The organism is Anaerosporobacter sp. (genome assembly GCF_031551385.1).
GTDB lineage: Bacteria > Bacillota > Clostridia > Lachnospirales > Lachnospiraceae > Anaerosporobacter.
Map to the genome: position 1 here is coordinate 1 of NZ_JAVBNS010000216.1, position 20,250 is coordinate 20,250.

Consider the following 20,250-nt stretch of genomic DNA (forward strand, 5'->3'; position numbering starts at 1 on the left):
CAGCGATTTCTACGGGCAACTATGATATTATGGCAGCAGTTATGATTGGTGGAATGATTCCTCCTTTAGTTATCGCATTATCTACAACATTCTTCAAGAGTAAATGGACAGAAAAGGATAGAAAATCAGGTGTTGTAAACTATATCATGGGATTGTGTTTTATCTCAGAAGGTGCAATTCCTTATGCGGCAGCAGACCCACTACATGTAATTCCTTCTTGTATTATTGGTTCAGCAGTAGCAGGAGGAATATCAATGGCAATGGGATGTACACTTCGAGCACCACATGGAGGCATCTTTGTATTTCCGGTAGTAGGAAATGTATTCGGTTATGTGATAGCATTAGTAGCAGGTTCTGTAATAGGAATGTTAATCTTATCATTATGGAAGAAACCAATTAGTAAATAATAAGGAATATTAAATATAGTAAAAATAAAGGAGAGATAATTATGGTAAACAAAAAATATACAATCAAAAACGCACAAGGTCTTCATATGAGACCAGCTGGGGTAGTGACAAAAGAAATGATAAAATTTAATTCGGATATCAGCATTTTAGTGAATGGAGCAACAATCAATGCAAAAAGTATTATGAATGTAATGGCAGCTTGCATTAAATGTGGTACAGAAATTGAAGTACAGTGTAATGGTGCAGATGAGGAAGCAGCATTAGCTAAGTTTGATGAGTTATATGACAATGGATTTGGTGAGTAAATCCTATTAGTTGGGAGGTGTAGCTATGTATCATGGTATCGCAGCATCAATTGGAATTGGAATTGGTCATATTGTTTTACTGAAAGAATCCGTAATTGAATATGACAAAGGCAAGGCAATAGATGTAGAGGGGGAATTAGAGCGTTTTGAAAGAGAATTAGAGATTTTCACAGAAAATACAATGCGTGTTGCAGAAGATGTTAGAGCCCGAATTGGTGATAAAGAGGCTGAAATAATAGAAGGTCAAGTGATGATTGCATCTGACCCTGCTTTGAAAACAGAAGTGGAAACCGCTATTAAATCTGGAAAATGCGCAGAGCAGGCAATGGAAGAAGTATGTGATTCCTTTATACAGATGTTTTCTGCAATTGAAGACGAGATGATGAGACAACGTGCAAGTGATATCCATGATATTAAGATACGTTTCCTAAAACAATTACTTGGAATTCAAGATGTAGATATTAGTAAAGTTCCAGCAGAAACGATATTGCTAGCTCGTGATTTGACTCCATCAATGACAGCGGGAATTGTCAAGGAGAATGTAGTTGGTATTATTACAGAAGTGGGTGGAGTAACTTCGCATTCTGCAATTCTTGCTAGAGCATTAGAAATACCAGCAGTGTTAAGTGTAGAAAATTGTATTTCTAATTTGAAGGATACGCAACAAGCCATAATAGATGGAGAAAAAGGAATTGTAATTATAGATCCTTCAAGCGAACAATTAGAAGAATATGAAGAGAAACAAAGGAAATACAAGCAAGAAAAGAAAAACTTAATTGCATTTCAAAATATGCAAACAAAAACAGCAGATGGTGTAGCAGTCGAATTATTTGGTAACATCGGTACTCCAAAGGAAGCTCAGGCAGTCATTGATTCTGGTGGAGAAGGAGTAGGATTATTTCGTACAGAGTTTCTATTTATGGATAAGTCATCATTACCTTCTGAGGAAGAGCAATTTGAAGCCTATAAAGAAGCGACTACTATAATGAATGGAAAACCAATCATTATCCGTACTTTGGATATTGGTGGAGATAAAGAAATTCCTTATCTTAAAATACAAAAGGAAGATAACCCATTCTTAGGCTATCGAGCAATCCGTTATTGTTTAGATAATTCAGAGATATATCGTGCTCAATTACGTGCTCTGCTTCGTGCAAGTGCATTCGGAGATATTAGAATTATGCTTCCATTAGTTACTTGCGTAGAAGAAATTCGTTCTGTGAAAGAGTTGGTTAGAAAATATATGACCGAACTAGATGCAGAAGGCATAGCCTACAATTCAAAAATTCAAGTAGGCGTCATGATTGAAACGCCAGCAGCATGTATGATAGCAGATTTATTAGCAAAAGAAGCAGATTTCTTCAGTATCGGAACAAATGATTTAACGCAATATACGATGGCTGTTGATCGTGGTAATGCGAAAGTAGCAAACTTATATTCCGTATATCAACCAGCGGTTTTGCGTAGTATTAAAACTATCATACAAGCGGCAAAGGAACAGGGAATTATGGTAGGAATGTGTGGAGAAGCTGCAAGTGATGCACGGCTAATACCATTACTTCTTGCATTTGGTTTAGATGAATTCAGTGTTGGTTCTTCCTCTATTCTGGCAACGAGGAAGGCTATTTCAGAGGTTTCAATGGAGAAAGCAAAGGAGATTGCAGAGAAAGCATTACAACTTACAACAGAACGAGAGGTATATGAATATCTTTCTGAGTACTAATTGTATCATGATAAAAAAACAAATAAAGGAACATATTGAATAAATAAAACGAGCTGTTATCAAACTTGAAAACAGCTCGTTTTATTTATGTTGCAATCCTTAATTCAAAGCAATTCTCTTTCGGAGTAACTAAGATACGATATATCTCATGTTCCCAAGAATTCACCAGTATTTGATACGCATTCCGCTAATACTAAGGCATTCAGTGCACGACGTTTCAAAAAGTAGATATCTTCATAATTGGAACGATTGCCAATACGTGTATAATCTAAAAACAGAGTGGCTGGTAACGAAGGAAAGGAAAAGGATTTAAAGGTACGACTTGCTTCTATGGCAGAGCTTTTCCAAGTGGAATCAAAGTCATTCCATTTCTTTGTTTTGGAAGTGGTAGCATATGGTACGAAATTTGTTAGTGCATTCATATATTTTTGAGCAATTTCATAGAACATAGTTGGTGCCTTTCTGTTATATTGGTGAGTTATTGGAAGTTAAGTAATACAATTTTAGCATATTTATTAAATTATTAAAAGATACAGAGCATCAAAGCAAGGTTTGTAAAAATAATAGGATTGAGATTGAAAATAATAGTAGTTGAAAAATGTATAAAATATTTCTATAATGGAATTAAAAGAACTTATTTTTAAAGGAGGAAGCGATATGAAGAAAATACTAAAGAGAAATTTAATGATTGTTGTAATTAGTATAATTTTACTACTTGTAATGACAATATCTAAGTACGGAACATCAAAGGAAAGTTTAATTGCAGTAGGCTGTCTGGGACTTGGTTGTATATTGAATTTAGTTAATTATTTTTCAAAATTAGATGTAGAAAAAAAAGCAATTGTTATGTTAGGGGTAACGTTTTTATGCGTAGTATTATATACAATTTCAGTAAAAGGAAGTTCCACAGCAGCAGTATCAATCTATGTATTGCTTGCAATCGCATCTTCATATTTTAGTTGTGTCATAATTAAACGTTTTGCAATACCAGCAACAGTAATACTAGTAATTATGGCGGCTGTAATGCCTGTAACGATTGAAGGACCAGAGGGTGCAACAATTTTAGGCGCGATTTCAAAGGCTGTATTATTTGGAGTGGCAAGTGTTGTTATCTATCTAGCTACAAAACGTGGAGAAGATATGTACTATAAATCTGTAGAGATGCTTGATGCAATTTCAAAAAACAGAGAACTTACAACACAGACAGCAATTGGTCTTGGTAATTCATTAGAGCAAACAGCGGAAGAAGTGCATACAATGTCTAAGCAAGCAGATAATGTGAGTATGTCTGCGGCACAGATGCAGGAAGCAATTGGTAATATGACACAAGCTGTTATAACAGTTAGTGAAAAGATTGGTGATACAGTAATCGCGGTAGATAAAAACTATGATCTTGCCAATGAATTAGATCAAAGATTTAAAGAAGTAACAAATGCAGTGAAAGAAGGAAACAACGGAGCTATAAGTGTTAAAACATCATTAGATGATATGGGAAAAACAGTTGGTTCTGCTAGTGAAGCAACATCAATCTTATTGGAAGAGATGGGAAGAATTACAAGTATATTAGATGAAATTAATTCCATAGCATCTCAGACAAACTTATTATCATTAAATGCATCGATTGAAGCAGCAAGAGCTGGAGAGCATGGACGAGGCTTTGCCGTTGTTGCCAATGAAATTCGTTCCCTATCAGAAGAGAGTGCAAAGGCATCAAATAATATTCATAATATTCTTATGAAATTAGCAAGTACAGTTGAGACAGTGTCTGATCGTATTACGGCAGGAGCAGATGCGGCTAAAGCTGGTGTAGGCAAGATGGACGGTTTAATGAAGTTACTAGAAAACATTGAACAAAGTGCAAATGTAGCAGAAGGTGTTGTATTAGAAGAATATCAATTAATAAATGGAATAAAACAAAATTTCGATATTATTAACGGGGAAATAGAGACTCTAGTTACAACTTCAGAAGAAAATGATGCGATGATCACAAGTATATCTGAAAATATTGATGTTCAGAATAAAGCAATTGACACTTGTTCCGATGAAATTAGTAAATTAGAGCAAATTACACATCAATTGACAGAAGAAGCATCAAAGTAAGAAAATATTGCAAAATCTAAAAATTGTGATAAACTAAAATAAAAGCCAATAGGGGGGAGATATCGGATGGAGAAGTTACTCAAACGAAATGTAATGATAATCGGAGTATGCGTAATTTTACTTATTTTGATGACAGTTATGAAATATAAGATTTCTCAGACATCATTAGTATCTATCGTTTGCTTGATGCTGGGATTGGTATTAGCAGTAGGAATTTATTTTAGTAAAATATCATTAGAGATAAAGGCAATTAGTGTATCATTAGAAGTATCTGTCTGTAGTATGGTATATTCTGTTTTGATTGGTGGAAGCTCTACTGCTAATATTGCATTATATGTAGTATTGGCAATGGCAGCATCATACTTTAGTTGCAAAATTGTAAAGTTTTATTTTGTTCCAATGGGAGTGTTTCTAATCGTATTAGGTGCTATTATGCCTGAAGCTATTGAAGGACCAGCAGGAGCGACAGCATTAGGAGCAATTTCAAAGGCAGCATTATTTGTTGTTGCTGGATATGTTATCTATTTAGCAACAAAACGTGGTGAAGATATGGTTAACGATTCAAACCAGATGTTACAGGATTTATCAAAGAATAGAGAAGCATCAGCAGGGATTGCTATAAACCTTGTCAATTCTTTGGAGCATACAGCAGGTGAAGTACGTGTAATGGCGAGAGAAGCAGATAACGTACATATGTCAACAGATCAGATGCGAGAGGCAATCAGTGGTATGACACAAGCTGTAATTACTGTAAATGATAAGATTGGTGATGTAGTTGTTAATGTTGATAAGAATTATGAATTAGCAAATAAGCTAGATCAAAAATTCAAAGAGGTTACATCGGCAGTAAAAGAAGGAAACGAAGGTGCAGATGATGTGAAGTCTTCTCTTGATGATATGGGAAGAACGGTTGGATCGGCACAAGAGGCAACAGATGTACTGCTAGATGAGATGAGTAAGATTAGTAGTATATTAGATGAGATTAATTCCATTGCGACACAAACAAATCTGTTATCGCTGAATGCTTCTATAGAAGCTGCTAGAGCAGGCGAGCACGGAAAAGGATTTGCAGTAGTAGCAGGAGAGATTCGTTCGTTATCAGAAGAAAGTGCAAAAGCATCAAATAATATCTACAACATTATAACTAAGTTAGCTGGTACTGTGAATGTTGTATCAGAAAGAATTACAGCGGGAGCAGGAGCTGCTAAAGTTGGTGTAGATAAGATGGATGATTTAATGAAGCTACTACGTAACATTGATTCAAATGCTAATATAGCGAAAGATGTGCTTCAAGATGAGTATCAGTTAATTAATGAGATAAGGGATAATTTTGAATTAATTAATGGAGAAATTGAATCATTAGTTGCCTGTTCAGAAGAAAATGATGCGATGGTTACCAGTATCGCAGAAAACATTAGTGTTCAAAATGGTGCGATTAGCAATTGTTCAGCTGAACTTGATAAAATCGGAGAGATTACACAGCAGTTATCGAAAGCTTCGAGTTAATAGGCAGAGGAATAAGGTAGAAGTTTTGAATAAACGATATTCTGAAATTTCTGAAAGATAATTAAAGATACTATAAGAAAAAACATTTGAAGAAAATGATATTAAAAAATAAGGCTATCATGAAATGTGTTCTAACTGCAAGGTTAGGGGATTGCATTTTATGATAGCCTTATTGTATTTTATAGAGAATTTTATGCGCATACGGTAACTTTACATTGTATTTAAAATAGCCATCTTGTTTGGAAATTTATCTTGCTTGGAAAAGTTATCTTTTTTAAAATAATTACCGTATTTGCTCAAGCAGTTTATTATATATGTCTACGGTATCTTCATCGGTTGCACCACTGAAGACACATTTCTTTCCATCTACTTTCGTAATTACAATATACAGATGGTTCTCTGGATTAAGGCAAACAGTGCAGGTTCCATTGCCAGCGATACTAAAGCGACCCTTTAACAGATTACTAAATCCAGTTCCATTTTCTTTTGAAGTATCAGGTAAGGTATCCCATGTTTCAATGCTTTGAATCTCGTTGAATGTAACATCATATGTGTCATATAAGTGTTTGCCAGTGATACTATCTTCATCAAGAGTAAGTTCGATTTGTGAAAATTGGCTTAGAATCATTCCAACTCCAGATATCGGAATAAGTAGTAGCATTAATGCTACAAGTATCATGATAACTTTTCCTATGGGTTTAGCAAGATTAATGTCAGTTGCCATGCCAACTCTGTTATGAACTAAGAGATGTTTATCGTTGGGATTGTAGTAGCATAATCCATATGGCCAATAAATGTCTTCATCAACAGTAAAGGATTCATCAGTTTGTATTGAAAATTGACGTTGTGCCAAACGAACTTTAAAGTCGGCACGTAATACCCACCATAGGACGAATAACGTATAGAATAAGGTAATCGTCAAGAAAACAATAATATTTTCTATATGATGATTAATATACAGCCAAAACAAAATGGTATAGATGGCATTGGTGTAGGCAGTAGCAATCCAACATTTTCCCCAATTGTATCGTCGAATTCTCGTAAGTGTTTGATTTTTTAAGGAATCACGACTTACGATTTCCTGTTTGCCCCTATAGGAAATATGAAAGAATATAGGGCATAAGAATGTTACAAATCCAATTGATGCAGTTGTAAGGAGGGAAAACAAAAAATCCTCTTTGCCTATCTTTGTGCATAAATCAATAATAATGGGTATAAGGGTTAATACAAGGGCTGGTAGAAACCAATATTTCTTCAACGGATTAGGTTCTTCCAATGAAACTTTGAGGTCAATTACCGTGGTATCTTCTTCATCGACATGCCAGCCATGTTCTTTTTTTAAGTTGTGCAGTTTTATATTCGCCTTAGCAAATGGAATAAAGTATATAAAGCATGCAACAGTCAGCCAAGTAAGATATAGCGCAAAAGTAATGGATTCATAGTTTATAAAGAAAGAGATAAGCGGAATGAGAGCAAGCACAAGGGTGATTCTCTTCATTGATTTCTTTGTCTTTGCGACAATCTTAACAACATCAGGATTGCGAAGCTGTTCGTGAGGCAGTGTTACTCCAATAATAATATTCTTGTGTGAATCTAATTCGTTCTTCATTATAAAATACATAATTGGAAGAAGTGGATAACTGAATACAAAAAGAAAGATTTTTATAAACATGGTTTAAACCTCCTTATTATAAAGTTCTTTACATAGGGTTAGAAAACATTCTTCGCTTACTCCTTGTAATCGAAACTGTGATACGACTAATTGCAGTTCATTATGTAGAGTACAAGGTATCTCGCCAGAAGAAGGGTTTCTTTGTGCAACTTTCGCACCATTTCTTCGATCTGCAGTAATATACCCTTCCTGCTTTAATAATTGATATGCCTTGCTGACTGTCATCATATTAATTCCCGACTGATCGGCAAGGTTTCGTATTGTAGGAAGCTGGTCTCCAGGAAGCAGTTGACCATTTGATATAGCGATAATTATTTGGTTTCGAATCTGCTGATAGATAGGAGTATCGCTTGAAAAATCTAGTGATAGAAGCATATTAGACCTCCTTTGCTGTAGGATGAGTTTGGTAGCTTGTTATCTTACGTATATTATTTTGCATTGTTTGTATTATTGATTGTAATGCAAATGATGCAAAATGTCAATATATATAGTAGCTCGAAGAACAGTTTAAAGACAGTATGAATATATTTCTTGCTGACTATAAGAAAACAAAGCAAGTACATAGAGCGGCGTTTTTAAAGGTTATAGAAAACTTACTACAGAAGGGAATTAAGAAGCAGGGGGCTGGAAAAAAGCAAAAAAACAGAATCTATCGTTGGGGATATAAGGAACATTAGAAAATGAAGATGAAGTATGCAAAAGGCGCACAAGACGATTATAGAAGTATATGGAATGAAATTGATAAGAGAGTTGTTTGAACTAGAGCTGTACAAAAAGTTAGAGAGAGAAGAGGATATTAAGGTATTATACGGAGGGTATCTTGAGAAGTTTCATACCATTTATCCAATGGAGATGCTTAACGGAGACAGGTAGTGAAGCCTCAGAAATGGAGTTTTCTGAGGCTTTAGCTTTTTTTGTGTTTCTAAAAAGCCAACGTAATACTTTTTGCTACCGTAAAGCGCCACTTATGCGACAACATTTTCACTTTTTCTATAAGAACACCTCATTTCAAATGTTTATCTAAAAACTCAAGACAAATCTCATTTATCTTTTTTAGCGTTTCTTGTGGTGCATAATTCGTTTTGAAACCATCAAAAACAAATGTTAAGAATGGAGAGGATAGGGATAAATCTGTCAATGAAAAGTGACCAATGCCCGAAAGGTAGACATTCTCAATATCATCAGATTCTATATCCAATAATCGTGCATTTTCTTCATATTGTCTCCATTCCTTCAAATGTGCCCAAGACGCATCAGAATAAACACTCAAAACGGGTACAGGATACACTGATTGCTCAAAGATAAAATTACCGTCAGTATCTACCCCCTGAATATCGCAGAGGAATGGAGATTCTAAGGAAATAATTGCCGCAATATCGCCCCTCTGTCTGCCAACGCCGAGAGAAGCTGAACCGCCTAAAGAATGCCCCATAACACAAATACGGGAAGCATCAATCAAATCATATACGGATAGTTCGCTACTTTCCTCGGATACCTTTTCTATAACAGTATCCAATACAAAGTTTATATCTCCTGTGCGGATATTCATCCATTTTTCAAAATGCGGTAAGGATTGCTCTGGTTTATCCTGTGGGCTGTCCGCAGCAATTTCTTTCATAAACTCTCCGCTAAGCCGAATTGTTTTGCCGTTTGAAAGTTTTGTGGAAAAGCACTGGTATGTATGGTCGATAGAGCAGACCACATATCCGTGGCTTGCAAGCTCACGATAAAGAGTTGTGTTGCTGTCTTTCATTCCAAAGCTCCCATGGGAAAACACTACCAAAGGACAGCTCTGAGTTTCTTGGTATTGTGCAGGATACCAAAAAGAAACAGGTAATTCACGATAACTCCCATCATCAGCATAAGTTTCAAGTCTTGAGGTATCTGTATAAAAGGAATCCTCACGTTTTATCTGGTATTCACCCGTAGTTTCAATCGACGTTACTTTTGGAAACAGCAAAAGCCAGCCCGTGCATATCAAAAGAATAAGTGACAGTACTGCACAAATATATCCTGCGGGAACATGATTGGATTTTCGTAACATACAATACAAAAACAATATAAGTTCAACAGCCATTGCTGTCAGTAAAATGATATGTCTGGCTTTCATTTTTGAGTTTCCTCCTCGCATGGTATTTTTTCGAGAGGAACACCCTCTTGAACAAGAAAGGCGTCAGCCGCACAATTTACTAATTGCATCATTTCTTTCTCAGACACATTGATAACGCCTGTTGCGGCGAGGGTAGCGATTCCATGCGTGTAGATAATGGTGTTTTGCAGGTAGCGACCTGCATTTTCCTCTGAAATAGAAAATTCCTTTGAAATTCTTTTAATTAGTGCTGCATTATCCTCGTCCAAAATTAATGCGTCAAAGTTATCTGCTGGAGAACCAGAATATCCTTCAAGATAAAGGAAACGGAAGAGGTTAGGCGTACTGACAGCAATATGAATAAAAGATCTTCCTACCTGTTCAAAAGCGGCTACCGCATTTTCAGCAGAGGGACACATTTTTCTATTTGCATAATTTAGAGCATATTCAGATAAGGCTTTTCGAAGCCCCTCCATATTTTCGAAATGCCATACTAAGGGCTGTGTAGAGCAGCCAATCTCTTTTGATAATGTTTTGATATTGATGGCTGAGTACCCATCACGGATAAGCATTTTCAACGCTGCTTCCAAAATGACTTCTTTAGAAATTTGTGTTTTTCTTGCCATTTAATCTCCTCCAAATTACAGAAACTTATTTATATAATTTGATTTATATTATATTTAATTTTTGCCCCATTGTCAATCCTCCTAGTGATAAGTTTACAAACACTTGCGAACGGGATTTTTCTTCTCCTTTTATGAGATACAAAATCTCTCATTACAAGAGGTTTCAATCGTTTAATTGGAATCTATATCTCTGTAAAATATGAGGGTAAGATTTTCAGAGTATAGGTGGTGAGCTAATGGACGAAAGGAAGAATCATTTTGACTTCGATTTTAAGCCGATAGGAGAGGCTATCAAGAAAGCCAGATTTCTTTTTTGTCATTTTGGTATATCATAAGTTCAGCACCTTTTCCTTTGGTTTGTATTTTTGTGGTGAATTTATTATACCAAAGATTAGGTGCTATTTTATGTCAATATACCAATTTAAGAATTTATTTTACTTGAGAAATCAAATGTTTTCATGGGTTTTTCTGGAGGGAAAGTTGGGTTAATAATTGTTTGGAAGACTTGAAGATGAAGCATATATAAAAAGTAGAGAAGGGCAAATTGAATTCCCATATAATTTATTAAATATTGAAGTAGACCATACATATTTCTACTGGTAAACGGAGCATAATTCAACAAATGCAAAACACCCCTTGTAATTTCACAAGTTTCTGTATATAATAATTACAAAATGTGTTATATACAACACACTAACGTGAATAAGAAAAAATAGCGATGATGAAAGCTACGATGAATGAATTTCTTCAGAGAGCCGATGGTTGGTGCGAATCGGTGAAAGGCATAATCTTTCCACTTTCGGAGTTGTCAGTGATGAGCTGAAAGGTTCGTACCCTTTATCGTACAATGAAGTGGCTGAGAAATCAGCAATTTGGGTGGCAACACGGATACCTTTCGTCCCATATCGTTAGATATGGGATGGAAGGTTTTTTTAATTTACAGAAGCGTAAAACTATGAATTAAAAATCGTTTTGTCAGGACTAGGCACTTGCTTTCTATATTCACAAACTAAAATACCAAATTACGGAGGAATCAACATGTTAGATTTAAGATTTGTAAGAGAAAATCCAGAAGTCGTAAAACAAAATATTAAGAACAAATTCCAAGATAGCAAATTACCTTTAGTAGATGAAGTAATTGCACTTGACCTTGAAAGTAGAACAGCAAAACAAGAAGCAGATACACTTCGTGCAGACAGAAATGCTATATCAAAACAAATCGGTGGATTAATGGCACAAGGTAAAAAAGAAGAAGCAGAAGAAATGAAGAAAAAAGTTACTGCTAGTTCAGAACGCCTTGCAGAGTTAGAGCAAAAAGAAACGGAATTGGAAGAAAAGATTACTACAATTATGATGACAATTCCTAATATCATCGACCCAACTGTTCCAATCGGTAAAGATGATAGTGAAAATGTTGAAATCGAACGTTTTGGTGAAGCAGTAGTTCCAGATTTTGAAGTTCCATACCATGCAGAGATTATGGAAAAATTCAATGGTCTTGATCTTGACAGTGCTCGTAAAGTAGCTGGTAATGGATTCTATTATCTTATGGGAGATATTGCTCGTTTACATTCAGCAATTATTTCTTATGCGAGAGATTTTATGATTGATCGTGGATTTACTTATTGTATTCCACCTTATATGATTCGTAGCGACGTTGTTACTGGCGTAATGAGTTTTGCTGAAATGGATGCGATGATGTACAAAATCGAAGGAGAAGATTTATACCTTATTGGTACAAGTGAGCATTCAATGATTGGTAAGTTTATCGATACAATCAATCAAGAAACATCATTACCACAAACGTTAACAAGTTATTCACCATGTTTTAGAAAAGAAAAAGGTGCACATGGTATTGAAGAACGTGGAGTATACCGTATTCACCAATTTGAAAAACAAGAGATGATTGTTGTATGTAACCCAGAAGACAGTGCAGAGTGGTTCGAGACATTATGGAAAAACACAGTTGATCTATTCCGTACACTTGATATTCCAGTTAGAACAATTGAATGCTGTTCAGGAGATTTAGCAGACCTTAAAGTAAAATCTATCGACGTTGAAGCATGGTCACCAAGACAACAAAAATACTTCGAAGTTGGTAGCTGTTCAAACCTAGGTGATGCACAGGCTCGTCGTCTAAAGATTCGTGTTGTTGGAGAAAAAGGAAAATACTTTGCTCATACATTAAACAACACAGTGGTAGCTCCTCCTAGAATGCTAATTGCATTTTTAGAAAACAACTTAAATGCAGATGGAACAGTAAGTATACCAAAAGCATTACAACCATATATGGGTGGAAAAACAGTAATTCAATAGGTGTAATTGGCTTTTGTTAAGAGAAAAAGCTAAGCTTGATTTGTAATATAAATAATGGGGAAGCAACTGTTCGGAAAATCCGAACAGTTGCTTCCTCAAAAACGTTATAACTATTTTGATTTTCTTTAATATTCTACGAAATCTTCGAACGAATATCCCTCCTATAATAAAACAAGCATCGTCCATACATATGATCAAACAAGAAGATAAAAACCTCAACAATCGGTACAAACAGGATAAGAGCTGGTATTTTCAAGGTAACAAACAGTTCCTTACAGGTAAAATAAGTTGTAAAGATACCGATGTTGGCAACAATATAATTTATGATATGCACAAGGTATTTCTTCTTCGTCTTAGTATACCAGTAATACCAAAGTCCATAGTGTCCAAAAAAGAGTATGTATGGTACGATGGCAAGTTTGTTTGGCAGTACAAGTAGAGCAAGAAGTGAGGAGGCAACATAAAAAGCGATGCCAACACGAAGATTGCTTTCTTCTAAGACAATAATAATAAAGATAGAACTTAAACAGTAGGAAACCATCTGAATATTCGTAATACTTCCAGCGAGGAATAAGAAAACGAGTGTAAATACAAGGAAAATACCACAAAGGCTGATTGCTTTTGGGGTAAAAGCGTTACTACGCAAAGCATTATCATGCGAAGAACTATCATGTTTGGAGGAATTCTGATTCAGCATATTTTAATACTCCTTTTTTATATTTGAAATCTGTTCTATTTATGGTTTTAAAGCTATCAAACACTTTGTTTACGCCAAATATATCGTACCATTTTGTGGTTTCCCTCATCATACATTTCCTTATCGTCCAGCGTAAAATTAACTAAATGCTCAAAATCTTCCTCTGTTAATAAATCCTTATCTGTGATACGAGGATTGTCAATCGGTACTTCTCGAAAGCCATTTACCCATAATACCCCACGTTCTTTCATATGACTGGATAAATCACGATAGCATGTTTTATTTAGTCTATAATGATTTATAATAATCAAATCATATTCCTTCATATGATCAAATGGTTGTTCCAAGGTTAAATCCACTAACAAAGTCTCAATCTGCAACTTTAGTTCATCGGCAAAGTACTTTAATCTTGACAGTGCTTCTGCACTAAAATCAATCGCATCAACCAGATATCCTTGTTCCGCAAGATAAATAGAGTTTCTTCCATCCCCACATGCAAGATCTAATACACGTCCTCCAGAGTGAAATCTACTCCCATCCTCTTCTAACTTCTTATCATGAATCATAAGACTTAAACTTCTTTCATGAAATCTTTTGTTCCACCAATCAGCATTACCCATGTATTCCATTTTCCATCCTCCTATTGCTTTCCTGGATTTATCCGTAATGTTCGCACACAAAGGCGACCAATGAGCGTCTGAATGAAGTTTATAGGCTTCCGCCTCCTGAGTGCACAGCCCGATAAAAAGCATTTTTCTATAAATCCACACGATATTTCTTCAGGATAGCATCCGTCTTCTCTCTTATAGAGATGCATAAGAGATTAAAAATAATCCCTTTATAATCAACAATATCCAACTCAGTATAGAGATAAACAATTTCAAGCAGTAAGGAATTCAGATATTGTTCTACTTCCGCTATAAGGGTGATTTTATCTTGCTGATAAGCACAAAGCATAGGATTGAAAGCATTCTTTTTACTATCCTCATCCAAATCATCTAACGCATCGATACAATATACCCATTGCCCAATAGCAAATAGTAATTTGTTAATTAAATCTTCCTGCACAGTAAGCACTTGTTTGAATACATCACAGAGTGTTTGTCCAAACAATTTGCCAAGTGCAATGTAATCGGTACAATTCGCAGACTCCATTTCATGAAGCGTATTCATATACTGTTCGAAGCATTGCGTTTCGCTTGGATACTCCATGCAGATGCGTTTGTAATTCTTATGATAGATAAGACTGCTAGTTCTTGCTTTCATACTACCTTCATCATGTAAGTTATCCTGTATCTTTCCATAGGCAAATAAAATGTTCATGTCAGCCATAAATCTTGTATAGTTATTTAGCCGAATCGGTTTCTTCTGATAGACATGAAGGGAGCAGCGGTGCGTAGTTTCTGTAGTTTGTGTATCAGCAAGGGAAGAGAGTAGGATAGCGAAGAACGCCATATCATTACTAAGAAGTAATCTTGGCAACTCCCCTTGCTGTTTCTTTAGTTCAACGCACACACCACAGTAAAAGGAACGATATTGTTTGTATTCATAAACACGAAGGTCATCTACCTTAGGTTTCAGATATCCAATCATTTAATCCCTCCATTAACAGCAATTCATGCAATCGCAACATATCATGAAAGTTAAACATTGACAGCAATCATTACAACCATCATTTTTATGAGGAGCACTGGAATTATAGCCAGAGCCGTAGAAGCCACGATTGCCACCAGAAGAGAAACCATCAGATTGTTTGGCAGCAAAAATCTGATCTTTAATTGTACTGCCGACAGCACGGTAAAGATCATTAAGTTCCACAGTTAAATCATGACTATATTGTCTGCAAGCAGATTCATAAGTCTGTCTAGTAGTGCGTCGAATACTTTCAAGTTCGCTCATAAGATTAATGAACTGGTAATTCGCATGAGCGGCTACAGGAGTTCTTTGCATCTCTTCGTAAGCTACTTTAAGAACGGTAGTAAGGTCGCTATAGATGCGAGCAGGCTCGTGAGCAATTAATTTATCATATTTAGTTTGAATAGAAGGATAGAGTTGTAATGCTCTAAGTACAATAGTGACTGTCCGATTCATCTCCTGTTCAATAACAGGACGAACGATGTTGCTGAATTCATCTGGTGAAGAATAGGAGCTGTTGTTACTATATCGAGAATAAGATGAGTGTTCAGAGTAACTTGAATAGCCTTTTTCAAATCGATCACATAGTTCGTTGTATTCTGCATTTATTTCTTGCATCTTATCTAAGTCGCCACCGTTGTCAGGATGATAGACACGTATCAGCGATTTATATTGTTTTTTGACTTCATCCATTGAAGTCGGATTATTAAACCATTTCATGGAGATTCTCCTTTATTTTGACCGTTGGGGGATTTATTTGCATAGTAATAGGACTAGTCCTAAATAATTATATTAGATTATAGCATGGAGTGGAAATATTTGAATAGTAACAAATGTCATATTTAATAAAAATATAAGAAAACGAACTCATGATGTAACTTATCGATGCATACAATAAAGGTAAAGAAGTTACCAAGGAAGTAAGAAACATGGGAGAGAAAAGGATTATCCTTATACTACTTATAATATTGTTATTCCTATTTGGTAAGATGATTAAAGGCGATATATTTAAACCGGTAATACAGTCAGAAACAGAGCAGGACTCGGAGATAGAGGAGAAGAAGATTGAGCAGGAGACAGAGCATGAAAAGAGCGTGAGAAAAGAAAATGTAGTTGAGATTTCTTATAAAGAAGAATATATGGAATTATATCCAGATATGTACGTAAAAAACAAAGCGAAGATTCCATTAGCAGTAATTGATGAGAATGTACTGGATTATCGAAAATATATGTTTAGGTTCCCGGTAAACGATAACGTGCAAAATGAAAAAAAAATAGCCTACCTTACATTTGATGATGGGCCAAGTGAGAATACAGCTAAAGTATTAGAAATCCTTAAAAAATACAATATAAAAGCTACATTTTTTATGATAGCAAGTTCGATAACACCAGAATATTATGATTTAGTTAATGAGATGATAAAGGAAGGGCATGTGGTTGGCGTACATACATATTCACATAATTATAGACAGATCTATGCATCTGTGAAGGATTATTTAGATGACTTTTATCTTGCTTATACAAAGATGTATGAGGTTACAGGAGTCCAACCAATTGTTTTTAGGTTTCCAGGTGGTAGTTATAATTCTTTTTTGAAAAAAATAAGAGAACAAGTAATTGATGAGATGGAAAGGCGAGGTTTTATATATTATGATTGGCAAGTGTCAGCGGAAGATTCTATTGGTAATCCGACAAAGGCGACGATAACAAGAAATGTATTGAAAGATTTCAAAAAACATAAGAAGCCGATCGTACTGATGCATGACTCCTCGCTTAATAAGTTGACGGTGCAATCGTTAGAAAACATTATTCAAACAATGAAAGAGGAAGGCTATACGTTTGACACTGTAGATAAAAGGTAATAGATAATGATATAACACGGCTCTTTTGGTGATATATTCAAAAGAGTCGTGTTTTTTAATTCAAAGAAATAGTAGTATGCAAGCTTAGATAAGCTCGGCGATTCTTGATACGCCGACATAGATTTGAGAGATTTTATACCATGTTGTAAAGTCAACAACGCCTGTAACGGGAAGGTCAAATATTCGTTGAAATACCTCTACGGCTTCTCTGGTTTTCGGGCCAAAGATACCATCAGCAGCAATCTTTGGTATTAAAGGATAGCTACCAGAGATAACATTTAATTGCTCTTGCATCTGTTTTACTTTTGCGCCGCTACTTCCAACAGTAAGATCATAACCAGGCCATGAAGAGGGAACACCAGAAATCTCATTTGTGCTATTGATGTACATGTTGTCTCCATAGTAATTACGAATAATTTCAATTGCACTATATCCTTGGTCGCCAAGATATTTAGAGCCCCATTGGCTCAGCCTTATTGTAATTAGGGGCGAAGTAGAAGAAGTGGAGGGTAGCGTTTTCCTTATCATATACAATATGGTGAATTAGATTCGATAGCAGGAGTTGTTTATCAGAATTCGATACCGTTTCAGATTGTAGTATCTCTGCAAGGGAATCGTAGATTTGGGGTGAAGATTTAGAGGTAGTAGAATTTAGAGTCGTGTTTAAATTATATTCAAGAAATGTAAGCTCTTTCGTTAATATAGTTTTGATTGAAGTATATTCTTCAAGAGTGTCTACTCCACTGAGATAGGCATCCTTAGCACGTTGCAATCGTGAAGATACTTTATGTATGTTCTCTCTTTGGAGAGTAATATTTTCTGTAGAGGTGTGCATAGTGTGCACAGATAGTTGGTAAGTGTTCCTATTTTGTGGATAAACTTCCATAAGTGAGGCATGCAGTGTGGATAACATCTTCTTCTCACTTAGTTGGTGAGAGTGAAGACAACGTCCTTTCTGATAACCGCAGCATTGTAGATTATAGTATGTTTTATTTTGATTTGCAAGTTCTCGTTTAAAAACAAGAAGGGAGCTACCACAGTTACTACATTTGACGACTCCCGATAACCAATGTTTGCAGCCAATAGAGTGTTCCTTTTGCCTTGGTGTTTTGCTAGAAAAATGTTTTTTAACAAGTTGGTACATATCTTCCGTGATAAGTGGTTCATGAACGCCTTTTGTTAGAATAGAGGTAGAGGAATCTCGTTTTAGTTGAAAGCGAATATATCCTGCATAGAAAGGATTTCTAAGAATATATTCAACAGTACGTTTCTCGAACGGATTTCCACGTTTACTTACATAGCCATGTAGATTTAGTTTTCTTGCGATTTCATATGGTGATAGGTGAGAGGATAGGAAGGAATCGAAGATAGAACGAACGATTTGCGCTTCATCCTCTTTGATTTTAGGAATATCTTTTGCATGTTGAATCTCATATCCAAGAGGAGGGGCAGCTTGGTATCCTCCATGAAGGGCTTTCTCCGTCATTCCTTTAAGGACTTCGTCAGATAAATTGAGGGAATAATATTCAGCCATAGCCTCTAAGATGGCCTCTAGGATAATGGAAAATTTATCATCTTCTAAATGTTCTGTAATACTAATTACGCGTATTCCACATTCTCTCTTAAGTAAAGACTTATATAAGATGCTGTCTTCTCTTGAACGACTAAAACGATCGAATTTATGAACGAGAATAACATCAAAGGGACGAGGTTTCTTCTTTGCCATACGAATCATTTGCATGAAGGCAGGTCGTTTATCTGCTCTTCGTCCAGAAATCCCTTCATCAATAAAGACATATTCTTTCGGAACAAGAAAATTATTATGTTTCGCATAAGTGAGTAGGAGACGTTTTTGAGCGTCAGGAGAGTAGTCTAACTGTTCTTCTGTACTAACACGAATATAGATTGCAGCAGTATTCATATTGAATCAATCCCTATAGAAGAGTATACTATATACTATGTAATTGTTCTGTAGGTATTACTACAGTGCGTAATATTATAGCAAGGAAGCTGATATACTATGATAAGGCATTTCGTATAGAGGAATGAGTGAATGGGGAAAATAAAGTTTGAAAATTATATATATTTTCCAGACAAGGTGGTTAAGTTTGAAGAGTTAAATGACGATGAAAAAAGAGAGTTTTATAATCAAATGATAAAAATTCTGCAAGAGCAGACGAATGTAGAGTGTAAAAAAAATGAAGATGGGAATGTGAATAAAAGACTAGAAGTTGGAGAAAATATTCCCAAAACAAAATAAGGAGAACATATGAAAAAGAAAGTTTCTATATTTTTAATAATCGTTATGATATTTTCTTTAGCTGCATGTAAGAAGGCGAAGGAAGTGGATGTGAAAACACAAGATGTAATGGATTCTATTGGAAAGCAAATTGCACAGGATATGAATGTATCATCTAAAGACGAACTTGCATGGAATGAAGTGGATTTGTTAAGTGAGAATGGTGCTGCAATTCTTGAGATGATGAACCTTGATTCTAGTATAATGGAAGAGGCAGTTTACTATGAGAATCCTTCAAATGATAAAGCGGATCGTATCATTATAGCAAAAGTAAAAGAAGATAGAGATGTGAATACAGTTAAACTTGCATTTGATGAATTGAAAAAAAACCAAGAAACAACACTAGAAGAGGTTTTTCCAGAACAATCAAAAGAAGTAAAGGAAGGTCTCGTTTTTGTGAAGAATAACTATGTAATTTATCTAGTGTATGATGATATAGCAAGTATTAAGAAAATTGTGGATGATGCGATAGTTCAATAGATATAAAAAAGGCGTTCTATGATAAGGAAAAATCATAGAACGCCTTTTTTAAAACAAAGAAAATTATTCTTCTTCGTCTTCTCCAATCATTTCGTCCAACTCAGCGTCGTCAAGGAATTGATCAAATGCATCAGCAACTGCTTCATATTCGTCATCATTTTCGATATTAAGGAGTTCGATTTCATCGTTTTCTAATTGGTTAAAACGATATAAGAAAACTTCACCCTCATCATCGTTATCTGCTTCTTCAATAGGTAACAATGCAATATAATCGTTTCCATTAACAGGGAAGATTGTTAATACCAAACATTCTATCTCTGTACCATCGTCAAGAGTTAGTGTTACTGTTGAATGATCTTCTTCGTTGCAACCGCAATCGCAATTGATATCGTGTTGTTCATCGCTCATTATAAATACCTCATTTCTTTGTATTTGAGAATATATTTCTCGTTATTATGAATGTATCAGATTGAATAAGAAAAAGCAAGGTATTATTTTGGAAAACATACGATAAAAAGGTTTAATTAATTGCA

At 35.3% G+C, this 20,250-nt stretch carries 22 protein-coding genes, 1 pseudogene and 1 other annotated feature; of the genes and pseudogenes, 11 read left to right on the top strand and 12 right to left on the bottom strand.

The features are described from left to right. The 3 genes from RMR19_RS16580 to ptsP all read left to right on the top strand — a co-directional run. A partial coding sequence (locus tag RMR19_RS16580) for a fructose-specific PTS transporter subunit EIIC (RefSeq protein WP_310604616.1) occupies positions 1-407 on the top strand: 407 nt, incomplete at its 5' end. Between the two features lie 41 nt (positions 408-448). Then, positions 449-712, top strand: coding sequence for an HPr family phosphocarrier protein (locus tag RMR19_RS16585; protein ID WP_310604617.1), 264 nt, complete (start codon positions 449-451; stop codon positions 710-712). Positions 713-737: 25 nt separating this feature from the next. After that, a complete protein-coding gene (ptsP, locus tag RMR19_RS16590; protein WP_310604618.1) occupies positions 738-2,435 on the top strand; it encodes a phosphoenolpyruvate--protein phosphotransferase in 1,698 nt (565 codons plus the stop codon). Between the two features lie 146 nt (positions 2,436-2,581). Here the strand turns inward: ptsP and RMR19_RS16595 are convergent, their stop codons facing one another. Then, positions 2,582-2,884, bottom strand: a complete 303-nt coding sequence (locus RMR19_RS16595; RefSeq protein WP_310604619.1) for a hypothetical protein — start codon at positions 2,882-2,884, stop codon at positions 2,582-2,584. A 208-nt stretch (positions 2,885-3,092) separates the two neighbouring features. Between RMR19_RS16595 and RMR19_RS16600 the strand changes: the two genes are divergently transcribed. After that, entirely contained in the window at positions 3,093-4,535 is a 1,443-nt protein-coding gene (locus RMR19_RS16600; RefSeq protein ID WP_310604620.1) for a methyl-accepting chemotaxis protein, read from the top strand. Between the two features lie 66 nt (positions 4,536-4,601). Next, a complete protein-coding gene (locus RMR19_RS16605; protein WP_310604621.1) occupies positions 4,602-6,041 on the top strand; it encodes a methyl-accepting chemotaxis protein in 1,440 nt (479 codons plus the stop codon). Positions 6,042-6,324: 283 nt separating this feature from the next. On the opposite strand, the gene RMR19_RS16610 is transcribed toward RMR19_RS16605, so the two are convergent. Next, a complete protein-coding gene (locus RMR19_RS16610) occupies positions 6,325-7,713 on the bottom strand; it encodes a DUF5808 domain-containing protein (RefSeq protein WP_310604622.1) in 1,389 nt (462 codons plus the stop codon). 3 nt (positions 7,714-7,716) lie between these two features. Continuing rightward, positions 7,717-8,088, bottom strand: a complete 372-nt coding sequence (locus tag RMR19_RS16615; RefSeq protein WP_310604623.1) for a GntR family transcriptional regulator — start codon at positions 8,086-8,088, stop codon at positions 7,717-7,719. A 143-nt stretch (positions 8,089-8,231) separates the two neighbouring features. Here RMR19_RS16615 and RMR19_RS16620 point away from each other — a divergent pair, with 143 nt between their 5' ends. Together RMR19_RS16620 and RMR19_RS16625 are read left to right on the top strand one after the other, a co-directional pair. Further along, positions 8,232-8,390 (top strand): hypothetical protein, encoded by a 159-nt coding sequence (locus tag RMR19_RS16620; RefSeq protein ID WP_310604624.1) that lies wholly within the window; start codon positions 8,232-8,234, stop codon positions 8,388-8,390. A 16-nt stretch (positions 8,391-8,406) separates the two neighbouring features. After that, positions 8,407-8,586: a hypothetical protein gene (locus tag RMR19_RS16625; RefSeq protein ID WP_310604625.1), complete on the top strand. Its 180-nt coding sequence runs from the start codon at positions 8,407-8,409 to the stop codon at positions 8,584-8,586. Positions 8,587-8,716: 130 nt separating this feature from the next. On the opposite strand, the gene RMR19_RS16630 is transcribed toward RMR19_RS16625, so the two are convergent. Next, the gene (locus RMR19_RS16630) at positions 8,717-9,823 is read right to left on the bottom strand and encodes an alpha/beta hydrolase family protein (protein ID WP_310604626.1); all 1,107 of its coding nucleotides are present in this window, start codon (positions 9,821-9,823) and stop codon (positions 8,717-8,719) included. Beyond that, positions 9,820-10,428: a TetR/AcrR family transcriptional regulator gene (locus tag RMR19_RS16635; RefSeq protein ID WP_310604627.1), complete on the bottom strand. Its 609-nt coding sequence runs from the start codon at positions 10,426-10,428 to the stop codon at positions 9,820-9,822. The genes RMR19_RS16630 and RMR19_RS16635 overlap by 4 nt, the downstream gene beginning before the upstream one ends. A gap of 709 nt (positions 10,429-11,137) precedes the next feature. After that, positions 11,138-11,334 (top strand) — a binding site (T-box leader). A 132-nt stretch (positions 11,335-11,466) separates the two neighbouring features. Between RMR19_RS16635 and serS the strand changes: the two genes are divergently transcribed. Next, the gene (gene serS, locus RMR19_RS16640) at positions 11,467-12,744 is read left to right on the top strand and encodes a serine--tRNA ligase (protein ID WP_310604628.1); all 1,278 of its coding nucleotides are present in this window, start codon (positions 11,467-11,469) and stop codon (positions 12,742-12,744) included. Between the two features lie 133 nt (positions 12,745-12,877). Here serS and RMR19_RS16645 read toward each other — a convergent pair whose 3' ends face one another. The 4 genes from RMR19_RS16645 to RMR19_RS16660 form a co-directional block, all read right to left on the bottom strand. After that, positions 12,878-13,441 carry a hypothetical protein gene (locus RMR19_RS16645; RefSeq protein WP_310604629.1) on the bottom strand — a complete coding sequence of 188 codons (564 nt, stop codon included), beginning with the start codon at positions 13,439-13,441 and terminating at the stop codon, positions 12,878-12,880. Between the two features lie 56 nt (positions 13,442-13,497). Further along, positions 13,498-14,070, bottom strand: coding sequence for a class I SAM-dependent methyltransferase (locus RMR19_RS16650; RefSeq protein WP_310604630.1), 573 nt, complete (start codon positions 14,068-14,070; stop codon positions 13,498-13,500). Positions 14,071-14,197: 127 nt separating this feature from the next. Next, positions 14,198-15,034 carry a DUF5685 family protein gene (locus RMR19_RS16655; RefSeq protein ID WP_310604631.1) on the bottom strand — a complete coding sequence of 279 codons (837 nt, stop codon included), beginning with the start codon at positions 15,032-15,034 and terminating at the stop codon, positions 14,198-14,200. A 12-nt stretch (positions 15,035-15,046) separates the two neighbouring features. Then, a complete protein-coding gene (locus tag RMR19_RS16660; RefSeq protein ID WP_310604632.1) occupies positions 15,047-15,796 on the bottom strand; it encodes a J domain-containing protein in 750 nt (249 codons plus the stop codon). Between the two features lie 209 nt (positions 15,797-16,005). Here RMR19_RS16660 and RMR19_RS16665 point away from each other — a divergent pair, with 209 nt between their 5' ends. Further along, positions 16,006-16,938, top strand: a complete 933-nt coding sequence (locus tag RMR19_RS16665) for a polysaccharide deacetylase family protein (protein WP_310604633.1) — start codon at positions 16,006-16,008, stop codon at positions 16,936-16,938. A gap of 84 nt (positions 16,939-17,022) precedes the next feature. On the opposite strand, the pseudogene RMR19_RS16670 reads toward RMR19_RS16665, so the two are convergent. Both RMR19_RS16670 and RMR19_RS16675 read right to left on the bottom strand, forming a co-directional pair. Further along, positions 17,023-17,409 (bottom strand): annotated as a pseudogene (locus RMR19_RS16670) (peptidoglycan-binding protein); the annotation flags it as partial. Next, positions 17,390-18,859, bottom strand: coding sequence for a recombinase family protein (locus RMR19_RS16675; protein ID WP_310604634.1), 1,470 nt, complete (start codon positions 18,857-18,859; stop codon positions 17,390-17,392). The gene RMR19_RS16675 and the pseudogene RMR19_RS16670, both read right to left, overlap by 20 nt. Positions 18,860-18,991: 132 nt before the next feature. Here RMR19_RS16675 and RMR19_RS16680 point away from each other — a divergent pair, with 132 nt between their 5' ends. After that, positions 18,992-19,198 (top strand): hypothetical protein, encoded by a 207-nt coding sequence (locus RMR19_RS16680; RefSeq protein WP_310604635.1) that lies wholly within the window; start codon positions 18,992-18,994, stop codon positions 19,196-19,198. A 9-nt stretch (positions 19,199-19,207) separates the two neighbouring features. Next, the gene (locus RMR19_RS16685) at positions 19,208-19,717 is read left to right on the top strand and encodes a DUF4358 domain-containing protein (RefSeq protein WP_310604636.1); all 510 of its coding nucleotides are present in this window, start codon (positions 19,208-19,210) and stop codon (positions 19,715-19,717) included. Positions 19,718-19,780: 63 nt separating this feature from the next. Here the strand turns inward: RMR19_RS16685 and RMR19_RS16690 are convergent, their stop codons facing one another. Then, entirely contained in the window at positions 19,781-20,125 is a 345-nt protein-coding gene (locus RMR19_RS16690; protein ID WP_310604637.1) for a DUF1292 domain-containing protein, read from the bottom strand. Positions 20,126-20,250: the final 125 nt, after the last annotated feature.

Coding starts and splice junctions, on each gene's coding strand:
- RMR19_RS16585 (WP_310604617.1), top strand. CDS start 449: ATGGTAAACAAAAAATATACAATCAAAAACGCACAAGGTCTTCATATG.
- ptsP (WP_310604618.1), top strand. CDS start 738: ATGTATCATGGTATCGCAGCATCAATTGGAATTGGAATTGGTCATATT.
- RMR19_RS16595 (WP_310604619.1), bottom strand. CDS start 2,884: ATGTTCTATGAAATTGCTCAAAAATATATGAATGCACTAACAAATTTC.
- RMR19_RS16600 (WP_310604620.1), top strand. CDS start 3,093: ATGAAGAAAATACTAAAGAGAAATTTAATGATTGTTGTAATTAGTATA.
- RMR19_RS16605 (WP_310604621.1), top strand. CDS start 4,602: ATGGAGAAGTTACTCAAACGAAATGTAATGATAATCGGAGTATGCGTA.
- RMR19_RS16610 (WP_310604622.1), bottom strand. CDS start 7,713: ATGTTTATAAAAATCTTTCTTTTTGTATTCAGTTATCCACTTCTTCCA.
- RMR19_RS16615 (WP_310604623.1), bottom strand. CDS start 8,088: ATGCTTCTATCACTAGATTTTTCAAGCGATACTCCTATCTATCAGCAG.
- RMR19_RS16620 (WP_310604624.1), top strand. CDS start 8,232: ATGAATATATTTCTTGCTGACTATAAGAAAACAAAGCAAGTACATAGA.
- RMR19_RS16625 (WP_310604625.1), top strand. CDS start 8,407: ATGCAAAAGGCGCACAAGACGATTATAGAAGTATATGGAATGAAATTG.
- RMR19_RS16630 (WP_310604626.1), bottom strand. CDS start 9,823: ATGAAAGCCAGACATATCATTTTACTGACAGCAATGGCTGTTGAACTT.
- RMR19_RS16635 (WP_310604627.1), bottom strand. CDS start 10,428: ATGGCAAGAAAAACACAAATTTCTAAAGAAGTCATTTTGGAAGCAGCG.
- serS (WP_310604628.1), top strand. CDS start 11,467: ATGTTAGATTTAAGATTTGTAAGAGAAAATCCAGAAGTCGTAAAACAA.
- RMR19_RS16645 (WP_310604629.1), bottom strand. CDS start 13,441: ATGCTGAATCAGAATTCCTCCAAACATGATAGTTCTTCGCATGATAAT.
- RMR19_RS16650 (WP_310604630.1), bottom strand. CDS start 14,070: ATGGAATACATGGGTAATGCTGATTGGTGGAACAAAAGATTTCATGAA.
- RMR19_RS16655 (WP_310604631.1), bottom strand. CDS start 15,034: ATGATTGGATATCTGAAACCTAAGGTAGATGACCTTCGTGTTTATGAA.
- RMR19_RS16660 (WP_310604632.1), bottom strand. CDS start 15,796: ATGAAATGGTTTAATAATCCGACTTCAATGGATGAAGTCAAAAAACAA.
- RMR19_RS16665 (WP_310604633.1), top strand. CDS start 16,006: ATGGGAGAGAAAAGGATTATCCTTATACTACTTATAATATTGTTATTC.
- RMR19_RS16675 (WP_310604634.1), bottom strand. CDS start 18,859: ATGAATACTGCTGCAATCTATATTCGTGTTAGTACAGAAGAACAGTTA.
- RMR19_RS16680 (WP_310604635.1), top strand. CDS start 18,992: ATGGGGAAAATAAAGTTTGAAAATTATATATATTTTCCAGACAAGGTG.
- RMR19_RS16685 (WP_310604636.1), top strand. CDS start 19,208: ATGAAAAAGAAAGTTTCTATATTTTTAATAATCGTTATGATATTTTCT.
- RMR19_RS16690 (WP_310604637.1), bottom strand. CDS start 20,125: ATGAGCGATGAACAACACGATATCAATTGCGATTGCGGTTGCAACGAA.